Source organism: Deinococcus terrestris, assembly GCF_009377345.1.
GTDB lineage: Bacteria > Deinococcota > Deinococci > Deinococcales > Deinococcaceae > Deinococcus > Deinococcus terrestris.
The window spans coordinates 1-22,011 of record NZ_WBSL01000008.1 but is presented as its reverse complement, the minus strand read 5'-3'; the positions used below and the strand labels follow the sequence as shown (position 1 = coordinate 22,011).

Genomic DNA, 22,011 nt, shown 5'->3' with positions numbered 1-22,011 from the left:
CACCCTGTCCTAGAACTCGGGCACGGCCTCGGCGTCCCGCCAGGCTCCGGTCTTCTCGTCGAGGCGGTAGCGCCTCACTCCGGTGCGTCCCCCGCCGCGGGCCTTGCGGACCCCGATCATGGGATGCGCCCAGGGAGGCGGCTCCCCGCCGCTCTCGCGCAGGGCCCGCTCCACCGCGCCCGAGTCGCGCGGGCGGTAGAGGGTGATCACGTGCGAGGCCTTGGAGTGCAGCTTTCTGGACCCCTGCATCTGGTGGGCGTGGGCGGGCTCCTTCATATCCTCGGCCTCGCCGCTGGTCTGCGAGAGGTTCATGTGGTGGTAGCCGTACTCGGCGGCCTGACGCTGAAAGCGCTGCATCCAGCGCCCGAACACCTGGTCCTCACGCAGCTCGCCGAACTCGTAGCTGGTGAACAGGTTGTCCCAGTTGTCCACGATCACCACCAGCCGGGCGTCCTCGGTCGCCTGCCCCGAGAGCCGGGCGGCGGTGAGTTCCTTTTGCTTGCGGCGGGCGAGTTCCAGCACCGCCTCGGGACTGAGGTCGCCGTCGTAGACCGTGAAGCGGCCCTGCCCCACGCGGGCCTTGACCTGCTCGGCCGCCCGCACGAAGGCCCTGTGATGCACCGGGAGGCGGTAGCGGCGCTGGTCCTCGGACTGCCGGGCCACCAGGCGGGTCACCTGGTCGAACACGTAGCCCGCAGGCATCTCCCCCGAGCAGTACAGCACCCAGTGGGGGTCCTCGGTCAGCCAGCGGGCGACCTGCTGGAAGGCGAAGGTGGACTTGCCCACCCCCGAGGGGGCGGCGACGAGGCTCAGGCACAGCGCTCCGCCCGCCGCGAGGCCGCCGCCCAGGTCCTCGTTCAGCGTGGCCAGGGTGGTCTGCAGGTGGCGGGGCTCGGGCGCGGCCTCGGGGTCGAAGTCGTGGTAGTCCTCCAGGCTCATGGCTTCGCCCAGAAGGGCCTGCTCGGCCAGCTCCTGGGTCAGGGTCTGGGCGAGGTCCAGCTGCCCCTTCTGGGCGGCTGCCAGCGCCGCCGTGAGCCCCTCTTGCAAGCGCCGCTGGTGATACTGGGTGCGGACCCCCTCGGCCGCCGCCGCGAGGTCGCCGTAGAGCCCGGCCCCGGCGAGCTTCAGCCGGGCCAGCTCCATCGGCGAGGCGCCGCAGTCCTTGGCGATGGCGAAGGGGGTGGGCATCTGGCGCAGGTCGAGCAGCTTCCTGGCCGACTCGGCGTAGCGGCGCTCCTCGCCCTGGAACATCTCCGGGGAGACCCGGCCGAGGATGTCCTGCAGCGCCTCGCGCACGCCCAGACCCTGCCCGGCGGCTTCCATGACCAGCGAGAGAAAGCCGGTGGTGGCGGACACCTCGCTCATGCCCGGCCTCCCCGGCGGTCGTCACCCGTGAGTTCCAGGACCCGCCCGGCGCGCAGGCGCGATTCCACCGCGCCCGCGTTGGCGGCGTCCAGCACCATGCGCCCGGCGGCCTCTCCAGGCGCGTGGTTGCTGGTGAGGATGAAGCCCAGGTTGTTCGAGACCCGGAACTCCAGCACGTCGTAGAGCATCTGCGCGGCGTACTCGGTGGGGCGCGACTTGCCCAGGTCGTCGATCAGGAGCACGTCGCCCGACCGCCCCGGCTTGGTCTTGAAGGCGGCGTCCGACACGGCGTACTGGCGGGCGTCGTCGAAAAAGGCCTGCTCGGGCCAGTATTCGACGCTGACGCCCTGGTTGAACAGCGCCACGGCGGCCTTGATGGCGAGGTGGCTTTTCCCGCGCCCGGCGGCCCCGTGCAAGAACACCTGGCTGCGCTCGCCGAGGGTCAGCATGGCCTGGATCACGTCGGCGTTTTCGGGCGTGAAGTCGTACTCGCGCCGCGCCATCTCGCGGTAGTCCCGGCCCAGGCGGGTCATCATCCGCCAGCGCAGCTTGTACAGGTGCCGGGCCTTGCCCAGCCCGTCCGAGTAGGCGCCGGGGTGGGTGTACTGGCACTCGCAGTCAAAGGCCTCCTCGAAGGTGCCCTGCCCCAGGTCGGGCTTCCACAGCAGGGGCGGCGCGCCGCAGACGTAGCACTTCGCCTCGAACACCGGGCGCAGCAGCGGATTGGGATGGTCGGTTTCCACGGGTGCGGTCATTGGACTCCTTGCTGGCGCTGGGCCTGCAGGTGGGCGAGGAACTCGTCGGCGGTCTTGAAGGGCAGCGGCCCGGTGGTCTGGGCGCGAAGCTCCTCGGCCTTGCGGATGGACTCGGCGTTGATGCGGTCGATGCCGCCGCGCTTCTTGCCGCGCTCCTCGGCGATCTTGTCGGCGACGTTGTTGATGGAGACGTTCTTGCGGACGAACGGGTCCATCGCCGCGAGCAGGCGCTCAGCCTCCTCGGCCAGCAGGGGCGGCTCCATGGCGAGCAGCTGGCTGGCGTGCTGCCCGATGCGCGAAGCGTTCTTCTTCAGGGGCGTGGGGCTGTCGTACAGCGCCGTGGAGAGCGCCGCGAAGAGCCGGGCGTGCTCCCCAGGAGGAGCCACCTTGCTCGCCCTGGCGTCCCCAGGCGTCTTCGCCGAGGAGCCCCGGCGCTTCCTGGGCGTCTTCGGCGGCTCGTCCGCCGAGGAACCATGTCCTGTCTCTGTGTCCTGTGGAGTGTCTTGTAATATTGCTCGTCGATTTCTAGACGATTCATCGTCGACTTCCCGATCTTCCATCGTCGGAAAATCGACGATGGTGGAGGCCGAATCCTGCATCGTCGGTTCTTCGGGGGTTGCATCGTCGGAATCTCGACGATGGGCACGCTCGCCCGCGTCCTGCCAGCGGGGCACGTAGGCCTCGCCCTCTGCGCTCCAGCGGCGAATCTCCGTGTTGACGGCCTCGGCGCAGAGCAGATACTGCAGGCGGCGATCCCACTTGAACTTCGGGTTGTGGCGCTCCTGCAAGAATCCCGCCTGCCCGACCAGCAGCCGCATCGACGCGATGACCTTGTCGCGCTTGTGGTCGCCCAGGAGTTCGTCGACCAGCTCCGGGAAGGACTTGTAGATCCACAGCGAGTCGTCCTGGTCGGCGGGCAGGCCTTCCTTGGCGGCGGCCTCGTTGCGCTTGCGCGCCTGCTCGCCGGACCCCAGGAGGTAGTTGGTCCAGTGCTCGAAGACGTGCAGCAGCTTGGCCGCGCACGCATCGCCCCCGGTGATGGCGAGAAACTCCTCGCGCAGCGTGACGAAGCGGCTGCGGGGAGGGTGGTGGATGATGCTGACTCGTGTCATGGGGCACAGCCTTTCGTAGGGGCCGGGCACGCCAAGCGCCTGCTTGCCAAAGGGCCGGAGACCTAGCGAAATCAAGGCGTTGGAAACATCAGAAGGGTGAGGACAGCCCGGAAGCGGCGCTTTGGCGAGAGCGCGACCGAGTGGCTTGTGGTCAAAATCGGACGGAGAAGGATGACCAAGTCATCCCTCTCCGTTACATCTCCGCGGCGAAAGAACCCCACGGCGCCCGTTTTGTGCGGCGTCGCAGACGCCCTAATAGCTCGTGAGGTCGACCTCGGTGTAGCGCCGATGGCCCCCGGCGGTGCGGGCGGACGGGCACAGCAGCCCGTCGCGGTCCCACACCTTCAGCATCCGGGGAGAGACCCCCAGCAGTAACGAGGGCGCCGTACGAAGAACTGCTGTCTAACGCGCCGACTCACCGTGGGAGCAGGACTGGCAGGCCTCCCAAGCAAGAAGCACGCCACTTGGATGTGCAGCGCTGTGGACGCCCTTGCCCACCAACCTGCTGACAAAACGGACCTAGCAGTCCATCATCTGCCAGCCTCCCGCTCAGACAACGGCACCACTTCCAGCTGACCGTCTTCCAGGCCCGCGGCCAGATGGGTCCCCGTCGCACTCAGGCAGCGCACGGACACTGCGCTTTCCAGCAGGGGCTGGGGAGCGTCACCGGGCCGATTGATCCGGTACACCGAGCGACCCGCAGCCACGAAGAGGCTCTCGGACCGTCCACCCACAGCCAGAGCCTGTACACCTGTGGGGAGGATGGCGATCTCCCCCTTGCCAACCAGATGCACCGCGGAACCACACGCGGCGAAGATATGCCCTCTGGGTCCCATGACCAGACTGGTGACCGAACCCTGGAGTCCACTCAGCAGGGTGACACGCTGCATCCGCTGGGGGTCGTAGCGCAGAACCTCACCATGGCGGGTCCCCAGCACCAGCGTTCCGTCGTGCCCCTCGTGCAGCGCCGTCACGTGCTGGCCAGCCTGGGCGTCTTGCCCCAAGGCCTGCACCTCCGGCACCCGCCACAGGTGCAGTTGCTGCCGATCCCCCAGCGTCACCACGCGGTCCTCTCCCAGGGCACACAGCCGTTCGATCCCGCTCCCACTGTCGGCCGAATGGTAGGTATTGCCTGCCCAGCAATGCACGCGGCCCCGGGCGTCGGCCACCACAATGCCGGTCGACAACAACCGCAACCCGACCGGAGCGGCCCGCAGGCCTTCCAGGGTGCTGACGGGGTTCCCGTCCATCGTCCAGACCCTTACCTGCTGATCTGCGCCCGCACTCACCAGGACCTGCCCCCGCATGGCCAAGTGGGTGACCCAGCTGCGATGGGCCGCGACGCGCAGGCCCTGACCAGCGGGGTGCCGCCCAGCACCAGCCGGCGGTCCGGACTGGCCCCTGAGCAGACCCGCCACGCCCCTCAGGGATGGGGGGCGCTGATGGGCCGCGAGCTGCGTGGCCTGCTCCAGAAAGTTCTCCAGCCCCGGGGGCAGTCCGACAGGCAAAGGCGGCAGCGGCATTCCCAACGCTCGGTGAGTGGCCGCTGGGGGAATCTGTCCGGTCACGGCAAAATGGGCCACGGCCCCGAGGCTGTAGAGCACCCTGGCCCACGTTTCGGTGTCCGGGCCCATCCACTGTTCCGGGGCGCGGTAGGCCTCCTGACCGCCGTCGGCCCAGCCCAGGGTCAACCACTGCTGGTCACCCGCCAGCGAGACCCGGGAGGGATCCATCTCCCCCACAGGCAGGCCCGCTTCCAGCAGTTCCGCAGCGCTCTGGGCCAGGCGCTCGACCAGGCGCACCGCCGCTTCACCCGAGAGAGGCCCAGCGGAGGCCACCTGGGTGGCCAGCGTTCGGCCGAGCGGCTCCGAGAGCACCACGTACCCGGTCGCGTTCCGCTCGAAGACCTCGAGCGGCCGATGCAGCGATGCTCCCGGTCCCTGACTCCAGGCCCGTGCCCGGTCGAGCCAGGTGGCCAGCTGACGCTTGCGCTCTTCGGGAAGCAGCACCAAAAGCCCAAAGCGGCGCGCATCCGGTGGGAAGAACTCCAGGATGAACACCTGTCGGCCCGTGGGCTCATGGGTGGCCCCATAGCTCAGGCCCCCATCACGGCCAAGAGCACGCTCGATTCGGTAACCTTGCAGCCGGGTTCCCCCCGCCAGCGCCCCCTGAGGGGCACCACATGCGGGGCACTGCCGGGCACCTTCAGGAATAGGCTGGTGACACGAGGGACAGGTCACGGCGCTCCTGCATCCGAGGCCGACTGTTTGGCGTACTCCAGCACGATCTCGATTCTGGCATGCGCCGGATCGGTCAGGGCCGTGTCCGGCAATGGGCTTTGTCCCCCACGCCCCGACGTGGCGATGTAGTACGGAGCGATATCACCCCGCGACACCAGGTAGCGTGCCACGGCCGCGGCACGGTCGGTGGCCTCTTCCCAGCGGTCACCGCTGCGGTTCTGGGTCGGCAGTGTATGCCCCTCGACCCGGATGCGCCGCCAGGTGTTCTTGTTGGTTCGCAGCACCTTCGCGAACTGATTCAGCGTGACCCGCCCCGTGCGGCTGAGAGTGGCGCGGCCCGGCTCAAACAGGGCGCTGTTGCGAAACACCCAGCGTTGCGTACCTGGAGGATCGTTCTTGCCGCCGTTGGCGCGAGGCTGCTGCCGGGCCGGAATCATCCGCTCAACCGCCTGTTGAAAGACCTTCTGGGCCTCCTTGTACCGTACGTCCTCCCAGCTGACGCGGCCCACGGCAGTCAGGGCTGCCACGAAAAACACCATCAACAAGATGAAGTTCAGGGCCGTGTCCGTCAGGGCGACATAGGGGTTCAGGTCATCAGGCGTGGGCCGACGACGGCTCATGCGGCGGGGCCTCCCACCGGTGGTGCACTGGGTTCCCCGGCAACCTCGGCCGGCGGAGTCCCCGCTTCGGCCGCCTGGGGGGTCTCAGCCGTGACCGCCGTCAGCGCCCGGGTCAGCTCGGAGAGCCGATCTCCCAGGGCCTCCTGGCTGCGGCGCAGGTCCCCCAGGGCGCCGGCGGCGAGGTGACCCGGCAGGGCTTCCAGCAGCTGCCGGATGCGCTCGGCCGCCTCCCGGCTCTGAACAGCCGACTCGCGCACCTCTCCCAGAATCGCCGCCTGCTGTGGAGCCGCGTCCGAGAACCCGGACAGCTGGTCGAGCATGCCTTCCAACAACGTGTTGACCTGGGCCATCTGCTGCTGGAGTTCTGTGGTGCCTGGTGGTCTGAGTTGTTCACCCAGAAGCTGCAGTTGCGCAAGCAGGCTGGCGCGACTTTGCTGTGCCTGTTGCCCCGCTTCCTGCATCGAGGTCCCGAGCGCTGCGGCCCACTGCGGCTCAGTTTGAAGGGCATTCAACTGAGGCTGGAGGGTCTCCAGGGTGAGCCGAAGCTCTTGCAGGCGTGTGACCAGGACTCCCTGCTGCTGCTGCTGGTCGCGGGCACGGGTGACTTCCGCGTCGTCTTTGGCGATCAGGGCGCGCTGCAGGTGTTGACTGGCCTGGGCTGTCCCCTCCAACTGCTTCGAAAGGGTCTCAAAGTGCTGCCCCACCGTGTTCACCTCGGTGGTGTAGCGCGAAAGCGTGCTACCGATGTTGCTGTAGAGGTCAACGAAGCCGTCCCGGATGGTCCCCGCGATCATCTCTGTGCTGCCGGCGTACTCCCCCTGGCTGAAGGCCAGCTGGTCGCCCACCGAGTGAAGGGTGGACCCCACATCAAGGAGCCGCTCGATAATCTGCGCCCCCGATTTGTCGAAATTGGCCTGCAGGGTGCGAATCTCGCCCAGCTGACTGTCGCTGTGCTCCCGGAGGGCCGCCATGGACTGCGTAAACATGTCGTTGAACTGCGAGTAGATGTTGCGGTAATCCTGACGGTGCTGCTGCATCGTCTCGACGGCCTTATTCAGGCGGTCGCTGCTGACCTTGACGTCCCCGCTGGCCGTCTTGAGGGCCACAGCCACTTCCTGCGACGTGCTTTGCAGCGTTTTCAGGCTGGCCTCAATCACACTGCCCGCCTGAGTCAGGACGCGCGCAAAGTCCTCGCTGGTCTTCACGATGGCTGTATGGGTCTGGGAGAGGAACTCCTCGGTGCGGCTCACCAGGTCCTGCAGGCTCTGCAACTGCTTCTCGGTGCCCGCGGGATAGACCAGGGGAGCGAACTGGGTACTGACGGCGTCCAGTTCACCGCTGAGCTGACCGGCCCGAATGCCACTCCAGGCATTCAGACCCTGCAGCACCAGGGCCAGCGCGACTCCCCAGAAGGTGCCGGCGAACGCCGCACTCATTTCCTGGAGGGTCATCCCCAGCGCCTGGCTGACTTCCGCGGGGTTGGCCGCCTCGATGGCGCCCTTGATCTGCGGCCCCAGGCTGACCAGGGTGTAGATCAGACCTACCACCGTCGTGACCAACCCAGCGAGCAGCAGCAGGTTGGGCACGGTCCGGGCCGCGGCATTGATGCGGCCGACCTCATCCAGCGCGGGCTCCAGGGCGTCGGCAGGGCGAGCAAAGGCCAGCCCGTTGTGATTCACCATGGCGGTGATCAGCCGACCGGGCAGGGAAGCGTGGTCTTTTCCCAGCAGCACCTTGGCCGAGTTCACGCTTAACTTCAGCGCTGTACTGCCCAGCAGCCGCCGGGCCGCGGCCAGCTCGCGGCTGAGCCGGGTATGGGCCTTCCACCACTGCCACACACCAAACCCGAACAGCACGGCGATCCCCAGCAGCATCCCCTGGATGGCACCGTTGTCTGGGAAGATCACCTCGGTGTTCAAGCAGCCCCCGGCCCGTAGTAGTGCGACGAATCCGTAAAGCAGCGCCAGCCGTTACGGGCCGCGTCCTGCACGTCCTCGCCGACCAGACCCCCACACTGCGGGCAGTAGAGGCCGTCTTTCGGGGCGTACCCACCCCAGCGCCCCTGCTGGTCCTTGCGCAGGGTGAGGGCATTGACCGTCGCGGCAGGCGGCGGGTACAGCAACATGGTCGCCTCGTGCAAAGAGGTGTGTTTGGCAGTGAACTTGGAGAGCCGCTCGCCCGCCCAGGCCTGATCGCCCCAGCCCTGAATCTGACCGGCACGACCCTGACGGTAAAACTCACCCAGGCGGGTCTGGAGCTGCTGCACGAACTCCTGGCTGCTCTGGGCGGGGTCGAGCTCTGGCCGCTTCCAGTGATGGTCAATGCGGGCCTGGAGGGTCGGCAGAGCGCCGAGCAGCGAGAAGCCGTCCTGATCCTGCTCACCGCGGGCCAGCACCCGTGCAGCTTCCGCGAGGTTGATGGGAAGGCGCCGGAAATCACGGTCACCAAAGCCGGTGGGTGTCCAGGGCATCACGATGCCGTTGCGAATGGTGAGTTCGCCGAGCAGCACCCCGATGATCAGGGCTTCTTCGGCGTCCTCGAGCAGCTGGGCCTCGCGGCGGGAGAGGCCGTACCACTGCACGTCCCGGCGGGTGTGGAAGGTCGGGAAGTCCTGACACTCGGCGCTGTGCAGGCCGCCAGAGCCCAGCACCTGGTCGAGGCCGCGCAGCGGAAACCGGAAGTACTCCTGCAAGAACAGTGCCCGGGTGGGGTCCGCCGAGACGGCGTCGCGCCCGTTGGTGCTGGAAAAGACATTGGCCACGACGCCCTTGAACGCTGCAACGCTCATGGGGTTCGTGTCAGCGGGGATGAACACCGACTCCCGCTCCATGATCGGGCTGCGGTTGCCCTCCACGGCCTTTTGCTTGTTGAGGTGCAGGAAGGGCCGTGCCCGCTCGGCGGCGTTGTGGAGTTGCCCATCAAGGGTGGGGCGCAGCTCGCGTTCGCGGCTCACCCGTTCCACCACATTTTCCTGGGCCAGCACAGCGCTGAAGGGGCGCGATGCCTGAGACAGCAGCCGGCTCATGGTCTCGGCTGGCAGCAGGTGCTCGCCGCGCGGGTCGAAGGGCGCGCTGATCCAGGTGCGTTCGAGTTGCCGTGAGGACGGCACGACCACGCCGGGCAGATCCGTCCAGCCGCGGATCAACTCCTCGAAATGCCGCGCTTCGATGTTGTCAAGGTGCTGCACGCTGCTGGTCTTCCCGGCTTCCAGGGCGCGGGCGTATTCCTCCTGCACGGTCGTGCGCGGCTCGAACAGCACCAGACCGTTCACCGGCGGGAGGGTCGCGGATTTGGCCTCAACATCGGCAGCGAGCCTGTTTTTGACCGCCGTGATGCGGCTGTCGAGGCTGCTGAGGTTGCTCTGCACCTGCTGCAGCAGGCGCTGCAGATGTTCGGCCACACCGAAATCGATCTCACCGTACTTGCGGTGGGTCTGGATGCTGGCGTAGAGCGCCGACTCCATCTGAATCTTGGCGAAGGCCCGCATGGCCGACCGCAGGTCGTTTTGCGCAGCCTCGATCTTGCTGCGGTTCTTGTTCAGGAAGCTGACGCGCCCCACCTCGGCCTTGAGCCGCCCCACCTGCGTCTCCACCTTGTCCCAGGCGTCGGCGGCCTCGGCCTGTGAGACGGCCGTGTTCGCGCGGGCAGCTTCATGCAGGCCTTGCAGGCCTTCCAGCAGGTATTCGACCTCGGCCGCCAGAACCCGTGGGCCACGCGTGCGGTCGAGCAGCACCTCGGCCGCATGATCCGAGAAGGCCTGATAGATGCGCTCGGTAACCTGATCCCGCCGGGCCCGGAGCTGGTCGGAGAGCGCCCCGTCCGGCGCCACCGCCTGCCGCAGCGAGGCCAGCGACCGGTCGAGCTTGCCGAAGTCCAGTTTGGCCGCGCCGAGTTCGCTGTTCACGGCGGCGGTCACTTCCTTCTGCCAGTCCTCGGGCGGCTGCTGCAGATAGGCAGGCACCAGGCTGCCCCAGTCGGTCCCGATCGCCGTGGTGAGGTCACTGACCCGGTCGGGTTTGTGGGCATGCCATTCCTTCAGGGCCCCGAGCAGCAGCTTCTTGGCCGCCGCTTCCGCAATCTGCGCCGCGGGAAACTCCACGACCGACAGCCCGAAGGTGGAGAAGACGTGCGCCTGGTGATCCCGGTCGGGTTGCGGTGCATCCACTGCAGTGCTGTAGGGGTCGGACTCCGGACTGATGATGTTGATAAAGATGCGGTCGGCCACCAGCTCGTTCAGTTCCGCCTCAGCCGTCTTCGACGGCGCCGACGGGCTGACGAGGTAGGGCAGGTCATACGGCTCAAGCCCCATGTTGGCCTGGGTTCCATCGGGGTACTGGATGGGCGTCAACTGTCCACCCTGGCTCTGGTGGTAGTGGTTGAGTTCGAGCAGGGCGTGGTACGCATTTTTCTTCAAGCGGTCGGCGTTCGAAGCGGTCACCGAGGTCAGGTTCTCGTGCGGCAGCGTAAAGATGCCGATGACCTTCTCGGTCTCCTTCAGGGGAAGAGACTTCACGAAATACCCGAAATCGGGGAGCAGTCCGCTTCCGGTACCGCCGCAGAGCGTGCCCACGACAAACACGCGGATTTCGCCACCCGACGCGAAGCTGAGGGTGGGGTTGGAACCGTCATGCAGGGGGCCGCGCCGCTCCTGGGCCTCGCTGCTCTGCAGCTTGCGCAGGCGGTTGATCCGGTCTTGCAGGGCCCGCTTGATGGTGGTGAAGTTGGGGTCGGTCATGAAGGTGAGCCGCCCGATCATGCGGATGTTGCCCGCACCGCCCTCGGTGTCCTTGAGCTTGCGCAGGGTGGTCATGTCCGCCCAGCTCTCGAGGTTGATCTTGCGGTAGCTCTGGGGGTCTTGCAGGATCTGACCGTAGATTCGGGCGTCCAGGCCGATCGGGAAGAAGTCGCCGCGAGCACGCAGCGGCGAAGGCTCGTTGTTGTTGGTCTCGATGGCCATGAACTCCACCCAGGGGGCGCGGCCGGCCGCACCGTACTGCCAGTCCAGGCGGCGCAGCAGGTTGTTGGCCACACGGGTTCCCGTGCTGCCGAGGCCGATGACGAGGGTTTTGGTGACTTCCATGTTGCGCATTCAGTTCTCCTGCGGCCGGACGGCGAGATTGACGGTGGCCTTAAACGGCCTGGGGGGAAGATGGGGCTTGGTGGCGGCGCGGCCCTTGAGGTTGATGGTGTAGTCGGCGTCTTTGCCCGCTGGGAAGGAGGGTGGGGTGCCGTCTTCCAGCGTCACATCCAGGTCGGGTTGAAGGGTCAGCGCGCTTCCCGTGCGCCGGATGGTCAGTAGCTTCACCGGGGGCAGATCCACACCGGAGAGCAGGACATAGCCGGGATTGGACGGAGGTGCCGGGTACCCAGGTCCGCAGATGATGCACACCGGTTCCCCCTCAGGAACGCTCTGCACCGGAAAGCTGCGCCCCGCAATCTGCAGTTCCCAGGTGCCGCGCGCGGCAGAGCGGCCGCCCCCCGCCCCACCAGCAGAGCGCCGCCGGGTAAGGAAAAAGGCGGCCAGGCCCGCGCCGCCAAGCAGCACCAGGGCAGGCAGAAGCCAGCGGTTGCCAGCCGGCGTGTCCTGCTCTGTGAGCGGTGCTTCCCCGGCGACGGCGCGCACCAGGTCTGCGCGGCTGGCGTCCAGCGCCTCGCCCCTGAAAGCCTGGGGGACCACAATGACCGCGTCGAAGGTGCGGCCGGGACGGTCGGGGTCCACCTGCAATTGCAGGGTCGCCCCGGTCGTGGCACTGGTCTTGACGCGGTTCCAGCGCTCCAGCGCCGAGAGATATCCGGGGTCATTCTCCCCGATGGTCTGCTGGTCGCGTTCACCGACAACACTGGCCGCCGTGTTGGTCAGGAGGACCACGACGGCGTTGGTGGATTCGCCAAGGTCGCCGGTGATCTGGGCGATGGCGGCTTCCGTGTCGTGGCCGCCCCGACTTCCCGCCTGGACCGAGCGCGGCCAGAGATCCTGGAAGGAGGCGCGGAGGGCCGAGCGGTCCTCACCCACTTGAAAGGGGTTGAGCGCCTGACCTTTGTGCGGCCAGACACTCATTTCCCAGGCATAAGAGCTCAGCTGATCCCCATTGACGAGGGTCTGCTCCGCGACATCTGAGGCCACGACCCGCGCGGCCTCGGCCATCCGGGGGTCCTTGGCAAAGTGGCCTGTGCTGAAGGCGAAGACGAGATGGACGTGCTGGCGGTCGAGATCGCCGCCCACCGCAGTGACCGCCTCGGCGATGGCCGACGACAGCCGCTCGGCCTCAGTGGCCAGAAAAGTTTTGTCGACCTGGACAGCGGACGCTGTGCCAGATGTCGATTGAGCCGCGGCGCCGCTCAGCAGCGCGCAGGAAAGCAGAAACAGCGGGTAGGTTCGCAAGGTCAAGCGCCTCTCTGAGGGACCGAAATATGGGAGCCGAGCACGTGCAGTTAAGTTATCGCTCACGTTCTGACTCCGCCATCACATTTGCGGCCTGGAATGCTGTTTTCAGGTGAGGCAGCCAGCTCGCGTGCTCGTCGGCTTCACTGCACGCCCAGCGCCTTGAACACCGCGTCCACCGGGTCGCTGTAAAAGGTCACCTGGAATTTGGAGAAGAGTTCCGGGGGCACGGTGGCCAGGTCGGCAGCGGAACTCATGGGGAGCAGCACCCGCCTTCCTCCGGCGTCCAGTGCCAACTGCAGGCTCGCGGCGAGGTTCTCCACTGGACTGATGGTGCCGCCCAGCGTCATCTGCCCCAGCAGCACGAGTTGCGGCTGGAGGGGCTTTCCCAGCGCGGCGGAACACAGCGAGATCAGGAGGGCCAGACTGATGTACTCCGGTGCGCCGTTTCCCTGCACGTCCACCAGGTGCAGCAGGTAGTCCGACCCGTCGGGGTGGATACTGCCACTGACTCGACTGGAATTTGCCTTGAAGTAGTTGAAGGCAATGTTGACCGCGTCGCGGACCGCCGACGCGCTGGCCGTGCCAGTCCGAACCAGCTTGCCGCTGCCGGGAGTGGTCTGGAGTTCTACCCGGTAGAGGCCCAGCATGCCGCCGTCCGACGGGCTGACCGCGTGGGCGTGGCCCGCCTGCAGGGGCCCCTCGGGAATCAGGGCGCCGCTCGACTGCTCGGGCAGGGTCACGAAGTGTTCCTCGAGGGTCTCTAGGTCGAGGTAGCTGAAGTGCACGTCGTAGAACTCCATGCCGCCGATCTTCTTGAGCTGTTCCTTGACCCGGCGGCGCACGCCCAAGGCGTACACCAGGGCGTCGCGGACGTCCTCCTTGCCGCACTGACCGTCCGGGTGCAGGAGCTTGAGCAGGCCGGAGGTCGTCTTGCGCACCGCCCGCACGTCGCGCTGGTTCAGGTTGTTGCCCAGCCGGAAGTGCGCGTCGATGGCGTCTGCGAAGGACACCTTGCGCAATTCACGCACCCACTCCGCGAGGTAGTCCACGATGAAGCCGTACTGGGTCGTGAAGCTCTCGGGGCGGAACTTGGGGATTTCCCAGCCGGGGATATAGGCATGGACGCGGTCAAAAAAGGCCGTGTCGATCATCGCCGGAGGGAAAGGCGCGAGCAGGTGCGAGGTCTTGACCAGGCTCTCCACACTCTGGTTGATGTTGCCCACAAAAACCATGCTGGCGGTGGCCGTGATCTCGGCCTTCCCGCGCGCGAAGGAACCCGAGTTCATGTAGTCCTTCATGATCTGGATGCCGTCGTTGTCCTTGAAGTGAATCCCTGCCACCTCATCGAAGGCGACGACGTCCCACAGCCCCACCAGGCCGACCTGTCGGCGGGCCATGTTGTAGAAGAGGTTGGCCACGGTGGTCTGGCCACCGCTGATCAGGATGCTGTTGGGGCTGATCTCCTTGTAGACGTGGCTCTTTCCGGTGGAGCGGGGGCCAAGCTCGACCGCGTTGTAGTTGTTTTCCACCAGGGGAATCATCCGGGCGAGCAGGTGCCACTTGACACTCTCGGCAAAGACAGTCGGCTCCATACCCACCGAGCGCAGCAGGGCGTCCAGCCACTCGGTCCGTGAGAAGGCGGCGCGGCCGGACCGCAGCTCGTCCATGTCGGTCGACGGCATCTGGATGGGCTTGAGGCTGCCCAGCAGGAAAGGTGTGGGCTTGTGGCCCGCGTCGTACTCGAGGCCGAGAATGCACCAGATGCCGCCTGCGAGGAGCTTCTCGTTCTGCCGGATGGTTCCGGCGTCGACCTCCACCCCTGTGACGCCCAGGTTCATCAGTTCGAGTTCATACCGGTCGGCCTTCTCGTTGAGTTTGGCCGTCACGCGGTCGATGACGGTATAGCGGCCCAGCTCCTTGACCCGGCTCTTGACCTTTTCGGCCTCGTCGGGGCGGACGTAGTTCTCCGCGAGAATCTTCTTGACCCGTGAGACGCCTTCCTCGATGGTCGCCTCATCGTCGGTCGCGCAGTACATGCCCAGCAGGTACTCCAGCACGTAGATGGGGACGTTCGCGCCCTCCTTGATCCGGGCGGTGAGGTCCTTGCGCACCACTTTGCCGGGGTAGGTGGCGTTGAGCTTGCCATTGAGATCCTGCGCGCTGAGGTCGTCCACTAGAAGTCTCCGAAGTCGTTCTGAAAAGCAATCGAGATGGTCCACGGCTCGCGCAGCAGCTCCAGGCCGTCCTCCTCGTCCGTGACCAGCAGGAAGTACGTGGCGGTTGCGTCCGGACTTTGCAGGGTCACCGAGAGCCGGGCAACCTGCTCGCGCTCGGACGGGTGGGGGCTGGGGCTCCCGAAAGTGAGCCGCCGCACGTCGGTCACCTCCCGGCCCTGGCCGTCAACCAGCCGGACGGTGACGGTCCGAGAGCGCACCCGCTCAGCTACAGCCTCGGTCTGGACCAGCGGCACGCTGAACAACGTGTTCGTGACCCGCCGGGAACGCGCAACGACCGCCACGCCCACCTTGCGGCTGGCCTGGGGCTGCCCAGCTGCGGCACGCTTGTGGCGGTAGGTCAGAACGGGGACCACCATCTCCTGCAAGCTCGCGCCGCCGTGCACGTACTGTGCCCCGCCCCCGGCGATCCGGTAACGCAGGGTGCCGCGTGGGAACAGCGCTGTGACTGGAGCCGTCATGGGCTGGTAAGTCTCCAGCGGGACCCGCAGGGTGCCCTCGGTGGCGGGCAGGTCCTGGCCCACCACACTGCGCCGGTCCGCGCTGACGCCAGCTCCCTTTGATGTGAGCGCCAGCTTGTCGGCCTCCTCAATCGCCTGACGCTGATACAGGAAGCCGTGGTCCGCCGTCACGATGACGGTGGAGGTATTCAGGCTGTTGGCGAGCCGCTTGACCGCGCGGGTGAGCTCGTCCAGGGCCACCTCGCAGGCCGCAAAGACGTCCCGCTCGCTGGCGGGCTTGTCGCCCACAGCGTCGATCGCGTCGTGGTACAGGTAGATCAGGCGCTTGCCCTCGAACAGGGTACGGCCTTCGTCCACGCTGAGCGACATCAGGTGGTCGAGCTTGAGGGCCGCGCTGGGGTACCCCGTGCGGACCAGGTGCGCGGCGCGGTCCTCGGCGCGGGTGGGTTGCCCATCACGCAGGACCCGCTCGCCCGCGGCGTCCCAGGTCAGGGTCTGCCCGGGCAGCAGGGCCGCCATGCCCCAGCGGGTCTGGCTGGGCAGGACCGAGAGCAGGCTGCCCAGTTCGGGTTCGCCGCGCAGGTCCGTGGTGATGCGCTCACGCAACTCGGTCGCCACCTCGTACCGCAGCGCGTCACTGATAATCACCACCACCCGGTCGCGCTCGTTCTTCTGCAGCAGGGGCAGAACATGCCGGGTGAAGAACAGCCACTGGCCGCGGGTTCCGCCCATTCGACCCGGCAAGCCCACGTCGAAGGCGTCGGTCCAGGCCCCGCCCAAGCCCTCCAGGAACCAGTGGACGTAGACGTCCTCGACGGCCCCGGTCAGGTCACGCAGCAGGTCGCCGGACGCGGTGTCCAGGGCCGTGACGTACTGCCGGTACAGCCGGTCGAAGACGTGCAGGCCAGAAATGTAACGCTCCAGCAGGGTGGCCGCATCGGTGGGAAACGTCCCGCCAAACGCCCGGCGCTGCTCGAAGAGGCCCGCCGCCGCGATCACCGCCCCGTACTCGGCGCTGTACCGCGCCGCGTGCTGAAGTGTCAGGCGGGTGCGGGCGACTGCCAGCACCGTCCCCAGATTGGTGCCGGGGGACTGCAAGGCCCGCACCAGCGCCCGCAGCGCCACCCGGTCGAGCACCGGGAAGGTGTCCACCTGCGCGTACGCTTCCGGGTCCAGGCCCTCGGCCCACGCCTCGATACCGAGGTCGGCTTCGACTTCTGCGGTGAGGTCGGTCAGGCGCGGCGCGTCCCGCACGTCGCGCTGCCACGCCGACACCAGGGCGTAGGCGCGGGCCGTGTTCGGGAGGACCATCCCCGCGAGCGCGGGCGGCACCGTCCCCCCCAATTGCTGCGTGAGGTGCGAGACGAGCAGGGCCAGGAACAGGCGCCGCAGGGTGGGGGCCTCGGCACGGAAGAGCGTGACCTGCGCGGACAGAGTCCAGAAGGCGTCGGTGAGTCCCAGTTTTGCGAGTTCGGACCATGCGGGGTTCCTGTCCTCGTCCAGGCCACCCAGCAGCACCCGGCGCAGGATCAGCGAGCCGTCCGCCACCTTCTCCCCTATCGCCGCCGCCAGCATCCCGGTCAGCAGGCCGCGTTCGTCCACGTCGGGGGGCAGCATCAGGGCCTGAAGGTCCGCGACGCGTTTCTTGCTTCCGAAAAAACGGGGGTAGGCCCTCACCACGGCTTCCAGCGACCGATCGCGGTAGCCCAGGTCGGCGAAGACCATCGCGGCCCGGTCCGCGCGGAAGAGGACGCCTGTGCATTGCAGGTCGAGCAACCAGTTCTCGGCGGCGGGCGGCTCGGGAAACGGGGCGTACAGCAAGAAGGGCGTGTCCGGGTCCTGCACGATCAACCGGCGCTTGAGGGCAAAGGGGGTCTCACCCAGGGTGAGCACGTCCACGCCGTCCAAGTGAAGCGAGGAAATCTCCTCACGAAACTCCCCTTCCGGGTCGTACCAGAAGACCAGGCGGCGGCCGTGGTGCGCCCAGCGGCGGTCGTCTGCAAAAAGGGTTTGCAGGGATAGGCGAACGCGGTCAGGCTTCAAAGGGGCGCTCCGGGGGTCGTGGCCGTCCCCAGGGCTTCACGCACCGTGTCCAGGGGCACGCGGAAGATGCCTGCCGCGCCGGAATAGGGGATGGGATTCCGGAAGCGCCTCGGGTGCGCGAGCTGCCAGGCATAGAGGCCATCGTCGCCCTCCACAGCCTGCACGCCGACCACGTCCACGATGCCGACCAGGGCGCGGTAGGGCAAGGCGTCTGGGTCGAGATCAAAGCCCCCAAAGTTCTCGGGAACGCGGGTGCCCGACGCATGCACCAGCAGCGGCCCCATCTCGCGCATCCGGCGCGAGCGGTATTCCAGGTTCTTCTCGCCGCGCAGGATCAGCTCGGCCCAGGGCTGCTGGATGCTCAGGGCGCGCAGGGTGTCTGCTGACAGGTCCAGGGGCGCGGGCTGGGCGGGCACGGGGAACTCTCCGACCAGAGGGAGTTCTTCTGGTGGGAGGGCGATGACCACCTCGAACGCCACCTCCAGCCCTTCCTCTGCCAGACGCTGGGCGATCTGCTGCTGCAAGGCCTGCATGGAATCCTGCACGCCGAAGTGGGCCCAGAACTCCCCGGCTGGAACGATGACCTCGCCCGCCCCGCTGTTCTCGACCGTCTGAACAACTTCCGTGATGGCCTTCCTGGTGATCTTCATCTGTAGCTCCCCTCTGGATCGAGACTGTACAGTATCCTGTACATATGCGGTCTATGACCTATACCAAGCTGCGGCAGAATCTCGCGGCCACCATGGACGAGGTGATCGACAACCACGACCCGGTGATCGTGACGCGGGGTGAGCGGGCCGTGGTTGTCATGAGTCTGGAGGATTTCCACTCCTGGCAGGAAACCGCGCACCTGCTGGGGACGCCCGCCAATGCCCGCCGTCTCCTGAAGTCCATCGCGGCGCTGGAGGCCGGACAGGGTGAGGCCAGAGAACTCACCCAATGAGGCTGGTCTTCTCCCCCGAAGCGTTGGAGGACTCCCTCTTCTGGCAGGAGCAAGGCGGCAAGACGCTGGGGAAGATCAACGAACTCATCCGCGCCACTGCCCGTGACCCCTTCAGCGGCCCGGGCAAACCCGAACCGCTGCGGCATCAGCTTCAGGGCTGGTGGTCGCGGCGCATCACCCTGGAACACCGCCTCGTGTACCGGGTGAGCGGGGATGATCTGCTGATCGCCAGCCTGCGCTTCCATTACGAGGATTGAGACAGGAAGGACCGGGTCACTCTGCCTTTCCCTTCCGGCCACGCCTCACTCCCGGCGGAATGGTCACGTGCGGGTCAGATGGCGGGGCGGCACCTCTCCAGTATCGGGACGAGGCAGGGGTCTCCGTTCTGCCCGGTTTCTCTTCCTCACGCGGCAGCATCGAGAACAACACCCGTCCACCCTCCATCACGTCCAGGCGCGTTCCAGCCCGTAGCAGGGCCAGCCACGCCTCGAAGTGCGGCACCACCAGTTCCAGCGGTACAGGAGTTGCCGCCCCAACCCGCGTTCCACGGGGGACGCGGGGTTCGCTGCGTTCCTGTTCCTCCCGGCGTTCCTGTCGCCGTTGCCGCCGTTCGGCCCGCTTCTGTTGCCGGGCAATCTCGTCCCCGTCGGTCAGCCGCACCAGACGGGAGCGGATCGCCCCTGGCTGACGGCAGAGGGTCCGCGCCAGATCCGCTTCCTCGAACCCCGCCTCCGCGAGTCGCCGCAGCAGCCCATCTTCCTGGTCGGTCCAGGGCACGTAGGCGCGGCGGCTGATCCGGCGCAACTGCCGCTCGATGTACGGGTTCTCGTGCGGTTCCACCGGGGCGCTCAGCAGGGCCAGCAGCTCGGCCTCGCAGTCGGGCGGCACGGTGTGCGAGGGTGCGGTGGCTGGCCGTCCTGCGCCGGTCACCTCCGGGAAGGGGGGCAGCGGCGCAGGCTCGCCCCACCCAGCCTCTTCCTGCTGTTCTTCGTCCTCATCCAGCAGCCAGTCGTCGGGATCTACCTTGTCCGGGCCGGTCACGCCCCCACCTCCTCACGCCCCCGCTCCTGCGCGAGCAGGTCGCGCTTCCACTGGCTCTTGCGTTCCAGATCGGCCATCTTCAGGTCGGTGCCGGTGTACACGAGGTCAGAAAGGCCCTTCAGGGGCCGCCCGGTCAGGTACTCCAGGCCCGGGGCACTCATCAGCCAGTAGTTGTAGGCCACGCCGTCGTCGAGGTCGAGGGGGATCTTCAGGTCGGCGGCGTGGCGCAGAGACTCGTCGTACTTATGGACCTCCGCGATCTGCTCGCTGATTTCCTTCAGGCGTTTCTCGGCGGCCTTCTTCGCGGCTGTACTCCCTGCCGCGTCGCGCTCGCCCCCCACCCGTTCCAGGTCCGCGTCCAGCTTGCGTTGCAGGGGCATCAGGTAGTCGGTTCGCAGCCGCGCCAGCGTGCCCGCGTCGTAACGGTGCAGGTAGACCAGCGCCCCGAAGCCGCGTTTCTTGCCCGACGTGAACAGCCAGTAGATGGGCCGTTTCTTGTAGGTCTGGATGTGGTCGGACATGAACTCGGTGGCGAAGTAGCGGCGGATGCGGGCCTCTGCCGTCTCCCCGGCCCTCTGGCCGCCCAGGGACGCCGCCACCCACTCCATGTTCTCGGCCACCCGTTCGGGCGCGAAGGCCACCCGCAGGAACTCGGCAAAGCGGGCCGTCACATCGTCCTCGAAGTGGCCGCCCAGGGGCACGGGCAGGATGCCGTCGCGGTCGGCGGGGAAGCGCGTGTGGCGCGACGGGTCGAAGGGTTGCCCCGCGTGGATCAGGCCCGGCTCGTCCAGCGAGTAGCGGCCCATCATGCAGCCCACCGCGTAGGACAGCAGGCTCCGCACGTCGCGGCCCAGGTCGGCGCGGCGAATGGTGATCTGCTCGTCGGGCACCTCGGGCGTCAGTTCGTCTTGCAACCCGTAGGCGTCGATCCAGTAGCGGTTGTTCTCCTCCTCCAGTCGCTGCAACTCGCGGAAGGCCGCTTCCGCCTGAGCCTGCCAGATGGAAAAGGCTTCGGAGACGGTCGCCGTGCCGGGGCGCAGCAGGGGATGGGATTGGAAGTCCCAGGAGGTTTCAAAGTTGTCCCAGTCGATTTTAGCAAAGTTGACACAGGCCTGAATTAGCAGTTTGACGTCTGCTATTAAGGTAACCGAGGGACGAAGATATGGTACTTTTTGAATTTCCTTCACTTGAAAGGAAATAGTTGGGTTCAACGCATGTAGGATTTCATTGGCATAACTTGAATTGAGGAGTCCCAAAATCGGCATTTCATCTTCATCTTCAATTGGAAATATCGAAGAGCCATTCACATCAAAAATATGGCCCCTATTTAGCAGTCTAGCATTAAACACACCCGTTGTGTTATAAGTCCATGTAATTCCAGATATATTCCAATACTCCTGTTTTATAATCCTAGCTATTTTACTATTTCGATAGAATGATCTTACTTCAGGTCTCCAATTCACACAATAATCGATGTTCCCGTACCACTTCCGAAATTCACCACCCTTTATGTAAAATCTCCAGCCATCAGGAAAAATGCTATTTGACGTTATCTCCCAATGGAATCGCAAAAATTCATCGTTGTTTCCTGTCTTATTCTGACCATCCACTCCTGCTACGGTACCGATGCTGGGAATTCTAAATGTGTTCTTTGTTTTGTCACCAAACCAGTAAATCAATGGGTGGTCTTCAATCGATAAAAAGTCCTTTTGTGGTACTTTATTATATCTATTGTGTTTATTGTGAAAAGCTGCCTCCTTTGCATCGAGACCTTCAACATTAGTCAGTCGAATGTATCTTCCAGACGCACCAATATTTCTTTTCTTCTTGATTATGAAAGAGGCGTTCTGTACTATCTCACCGCCGATCTCAGGGAATGCACGCGCACCAAGATGTACAAATGATTCGATTTGGGTCTCTTTAATTATATTGCTTCTTAGTGGAGAGAAGGACGATAGAAACATCCACCCATGTTGAGTGACCATCCCTATAGTTCCAGAGCTATTTAAAAAGTCAAGACATCTAAGGATAAATGTGGAATAAAGGTCATTTTTTCCGTGAGTAAAACGCAATGGTACTTCACGGCGTAGAACCTCGGTAAAGTCAGAAATACTCATGTATGGAGGATTCGCCACCACCGCGTCATACTTCCGGCCCAGCAACTCGGCCTGTTTCAGCAGGTGCCGCAACTCCTCCAGCGCCCCGGCGTCCAGCCCTCCCCTACTCTCCAGCCAGTGCAGTTGCGCCCGCAGCCGCCCGGCGTCGAACTCGGGCGGGGTAATCAGGCTGCCCAGGTGGTCGGCATCCTCGAAGGCACTCACCAGCGGTTGCCAGTCGTTCGGGTTGAAGGCGTCCGCATCGGTCAGGCCACCGCTGAGGGTGCTGAACTGGCCCAGCATGTCCCGGCTGCCCGCGTTCGGCAGCTTCAGCCCCCGCGTACTCCTCACTTGCAGGATGTTCAGTTCGGGCATGTCCCGGCGGAACAGGCGGCTGTTCAGGTCGCGGGCCTTCATCACCACGGCAAAGCTCGCCAGTTGCGCGGCCCGCTCGTCGATGTCCAGACCGTGCAGGTTGTGTTCCAGAATCAGCGCAGGAATCTCCCGGTCGCTGTAGCCCCGCTCGCGGTAGATGTGCGCCAGCAGGTCGAAGGCGTACACCAGGATGTGCCCGCTGCCACACGCCGGGTCCATCACGGTCAGGCTCTCGGGGGTCAGGTCGGGGTTGGGGGGCGGGGCCGGGTTCTCGCTCTCCAGGTAGTACGGCATATGCTCGCGCAAGCCGCTCTCCGGGTGCGCCTCCAACCACACGCGGC

At 65.9% G+C, this 22,011-nt stretch carries 16 protein-coding genes and 1 pseudogene; 2 read left to right on the top strand and 15 right to left on the bottom strand.

Going from position 1 to position 22,011, the window contains the following annotated elements; genetic code table 11:
• Nucleotides 1-9: 9 nt before the first annotated feature.
• The 13 genes and pseudogenes from F8S09_RS13565 to F8S09_RS13510 all read right to left on the bottom strand — a co-directional run bounded on the left by F8S09_RS13565 (nt 10) and on the right by F8S09_RS13510 (nt 17,865).
• Complete coding sequence (locus F8S09_RS13565) at nt 10-1,365, bottom strand: AAA family ATPase (protein WP_152872033.1); 1,356 nt, start codon at nt 1,363-1,365, stop codon at nt 10-12.
• Nucleotides 1,362-2,120 (bottom strand): ATP-binding protein, encoded by a 759-nt coding sequence (locus F8S09_RS13560; RefSeq protein ID WP_152872032.1) that lies wholly within the window; start codon nt 2,118-2,120, stop codon nt 1,362-1,364. Before F8S09_RS13560 ends, F8S09_RS13565 begins: the two co-directional genes overlap by 4 nt.
• Nucleotides 2,117-3,232: a hypothetical protein gene (locus F8S09_RS13555; protein WP_152872031.1), complete on the bottom strand. Its 1,116-nt coding sequence runs from the start codon at nt 3,230-3,232 to the stop codon at nt 2,117-2,119. The genes F8S09_RS13560 and F8S09_RS13555 overlap by 4 nt, the downstream gene beginning before the upstream one ends.
• 252 nt (nt 3,233-3,484) lie before the next feature.
• A complete protein-coding gene (locus F8S09_RS13550) occupies nt 3,485-3,601 on the bottom strand; it encodes a MerR family DNA-binding transcriptional regulator (protein WP_227978700.1) in 117 nt (38 codons plus the stop codon).
• A gap of 161 nt (nt 3,602-3,762) precedes the next feature.
• Nucleotides 3,763-5,292, bottom strand: a complete 1,530-nt coding sequence (locus F8S09_RS13545) for a WD40 repeat domain-containing protein kinase family protein (RefSeq protein WP_152872029.1) — start codon at nt 5,290-5,292, stop codon at nt 3,763-3,765.
• A gap of 114 nt (nt 5,293-5,406) precedes the next feature.
• Nucleotides 5,407-5,472, bottom strand: a pseudogene (locus F8S09_RS18350) (zinc-ribbon domain-containing protein); the annotation flags it as partial.
• Nucleotides 5,469-6,092 carry an OmpA/MotB family protein gene (locus F8S09_RS13540; protein WP_152872028.1) on the bottom strand — a complete coding sequence of 208 codons (624 nt, stop codon included), beginning with the start codon at nt 6,090-6,092 and terminating at the stop codon, nt 5,469-5,471. The pseudogene F8S09_RS18350 and the gene F8S09_RS13540, both read right to left, overlap by 4 nt.
• On the bottom strand, nt 6,089-8,011 hold the full coding sequence (locus F8S09_RS13535; RefSeq protein WP_152872027.1) for a hypothetical protein: 1,923 nt from the start codon (nt 8,009-8,011) through the stop codon (nt 6,089-6,091). Before F8S09_RS13535 ends, F8S09_RS13540 begins: the two co-directional genes overlap by 4 nt.
• Nucleotides 8,008-11,172, bottom strand: a complete 3,165-nt coding sequence (locus F8S09_RS13530; protein ID WP_194165349.1) for a tubulin-like doman-containing protein — start codon at nt 11,170-11,172, stop codon at nt 8,008-8,010. The genes F8S09_RS13535 and F8S09_RS13530 overlap by 4 nt, the downstream gene beginning before the upstream one ends.
• Before the next feature lie 9 nt (nt 11,173-11,181).
• Nucleotides 11,182-12,480, bottom strand: coding sequence for a hypothetical protein (locus tag F8S09_RS13525; protein ID WP_152872025.1), 1,299 nt, complete (start codon nt 12,478-12,480; stop codon nt 11,182-11,184).
• Nucleotides 12,481-12,617: 137 nt separating this feature from the next.
• Entirely contained in the window at nt 12,618-14,651 is a 2,034-nt protein-coding gene (brxL, locus tag F8S09_RS13520; protein WP_322618831.1) for a protease Lon-related BREX system protein BrxL, read from the bottom strand.
• Nucleotides 14,651-17,215, bottom strand: coding sequence for a BREX-1 system phosphatase PglZ type A (pglZ, locus tag F8S09_RS13515; RefSeq protein WP_152872024.1), 2,565 nt, complete (start codon nt 17,213-17,215; stop codon nt 14,651-14,653). Before pglZ ends, brxL begins: the two co-directional genes overlap by 1 nt.
• Complete coding sequence (locus F8S09_RS13510; protein WP_152872023.1) at nt 17,212-17,865, bottom strand: ASCH domain-containing protein; 654 nt, start codon at nt 17,863-17,865, stop codon at nt 17,212-17,214. Before F8S09_RS13510 ends, pglZ begins: the two co-directional genes overlap by 4 nt.
• A 44-nt stretch (nt 17,866-17,909) precedes the next feature.
• Here F8S09_RS13510 and F8S09_RS13505 point away from each other — a divergent pair, with 44 nt between their 5' ends.
• Nucleotides 17,910-18,158 (top strand): type II toxin-antitoxin system Phd/YefM family antitoxin, encoded by a 249-nt coding sequence (locus F8S09_RS13505; RefSeq protein WP_152872022.1) that lies wholly within the window; start codon nt 17,910-17,912, stop codon nt 18,156-18,158.
• The gene (locus F8S09_RS13500; RefSeq protein WP_152872021.1) at nt 18,155-18,415 is read left to right on the top strand and encodes a Txe/YoeB family addiction module toxin; all 261 of its coding nucleotides are present in this window, start codon (nt 18,155-18,157) and stop codon (nt 18,413-18,415) included. Before F8S09_RS13505 ends, F8S09_RS13500 begins: the two co-directional genes overlap by 4 nt.
• 16 nt (nt 18,416-18,431) lie before the next feature.
• Here the strand turns inward: F8S09_RS13500 and F8S09_RS13495 are convergent, their stop codons facing one another.
• Both F8S09_RS13495 and pglX read right to left on the bottom strand, forming a co-directional pair.
• Nucleotides 18,432-19,199 (bottom strand): hypothetical protein, encoded by a 768-nt coding sequence (locus F8S09_RS13495; RefSeq protein WP_152872020.1) that lies wholly within the window; start codon nt 19,197-19,199, stop codon nt 18,432-18,434.
• Nucleotides 19,196-22,011 (bottom strand): BREX-1 system adenine-specific DNA-methyltransferase PglX (pglX, locus tag F8S09_RS13490; protein WP_227978697.1); only part of this gene is annotated, 2,816 nt, incomplete at its 5' end. The genes pglX and F8S09_RS13495, both read right to left, overlap by 4 nt.

Coding starts and splice junctions, on each gene's coding strand:
- F8S09_RS13565 (WP_152872033.1), bottom strand. CDS start 1,365: ATGAGCGAGGTGTCCGCCACCACCGGCTTTCTCTCGCTGGTCATGGAA.
- F8S09_RS13560 (WP_152872032.1), bottom strand. CDS start 2,120: ATGACCGCACCCGTGGAAACCGACCATCCCAATCCGCTGCTGCGCCCG.
- F8S09_RS13555 (WP_152872031.1), bottom strand. CDS start 3,232: ATGACACGAGTCAGCATCATCCACCACCCTCCCCGCAGCCGCTTCGTC.
- F8S09_RS13540 (WP_152872028.1), bottom strand. CDS start 6,092: ATGAGCCGTCGTCGGCCCACGCCTGATGACCTGAACCCCTATGTCGCC.
- F8S09_RS13530 (WP_194165349.1), bottom strand. CDS start 11,172: ATGGAAGTCACCAAAACCCTCGTCATCGGCCTCGGCAGCACGGGAACC.
- F8S09_RS13510 (WP_152872023.1), bottom strand. CDS start 17,865: ATGAAGATCACCAGGAAGGCCATCACGGAAGTTGTTCAGACGGTCGAG.
- F8S09_RS13505 (WP_152872022.1), top strand. CDS start 17,910: ATGCGGTCTATGACCTATACCAAGCTGCGGCAGAATCTCGCGGCCACC.
- F8S09_RS13500 (WP_152872021.1), top strand. CDS start 18,155: ATGAGGCTGGTCTTCTCCCCCGAAGCGTTGGAGGACTCCCTCTTCTGG.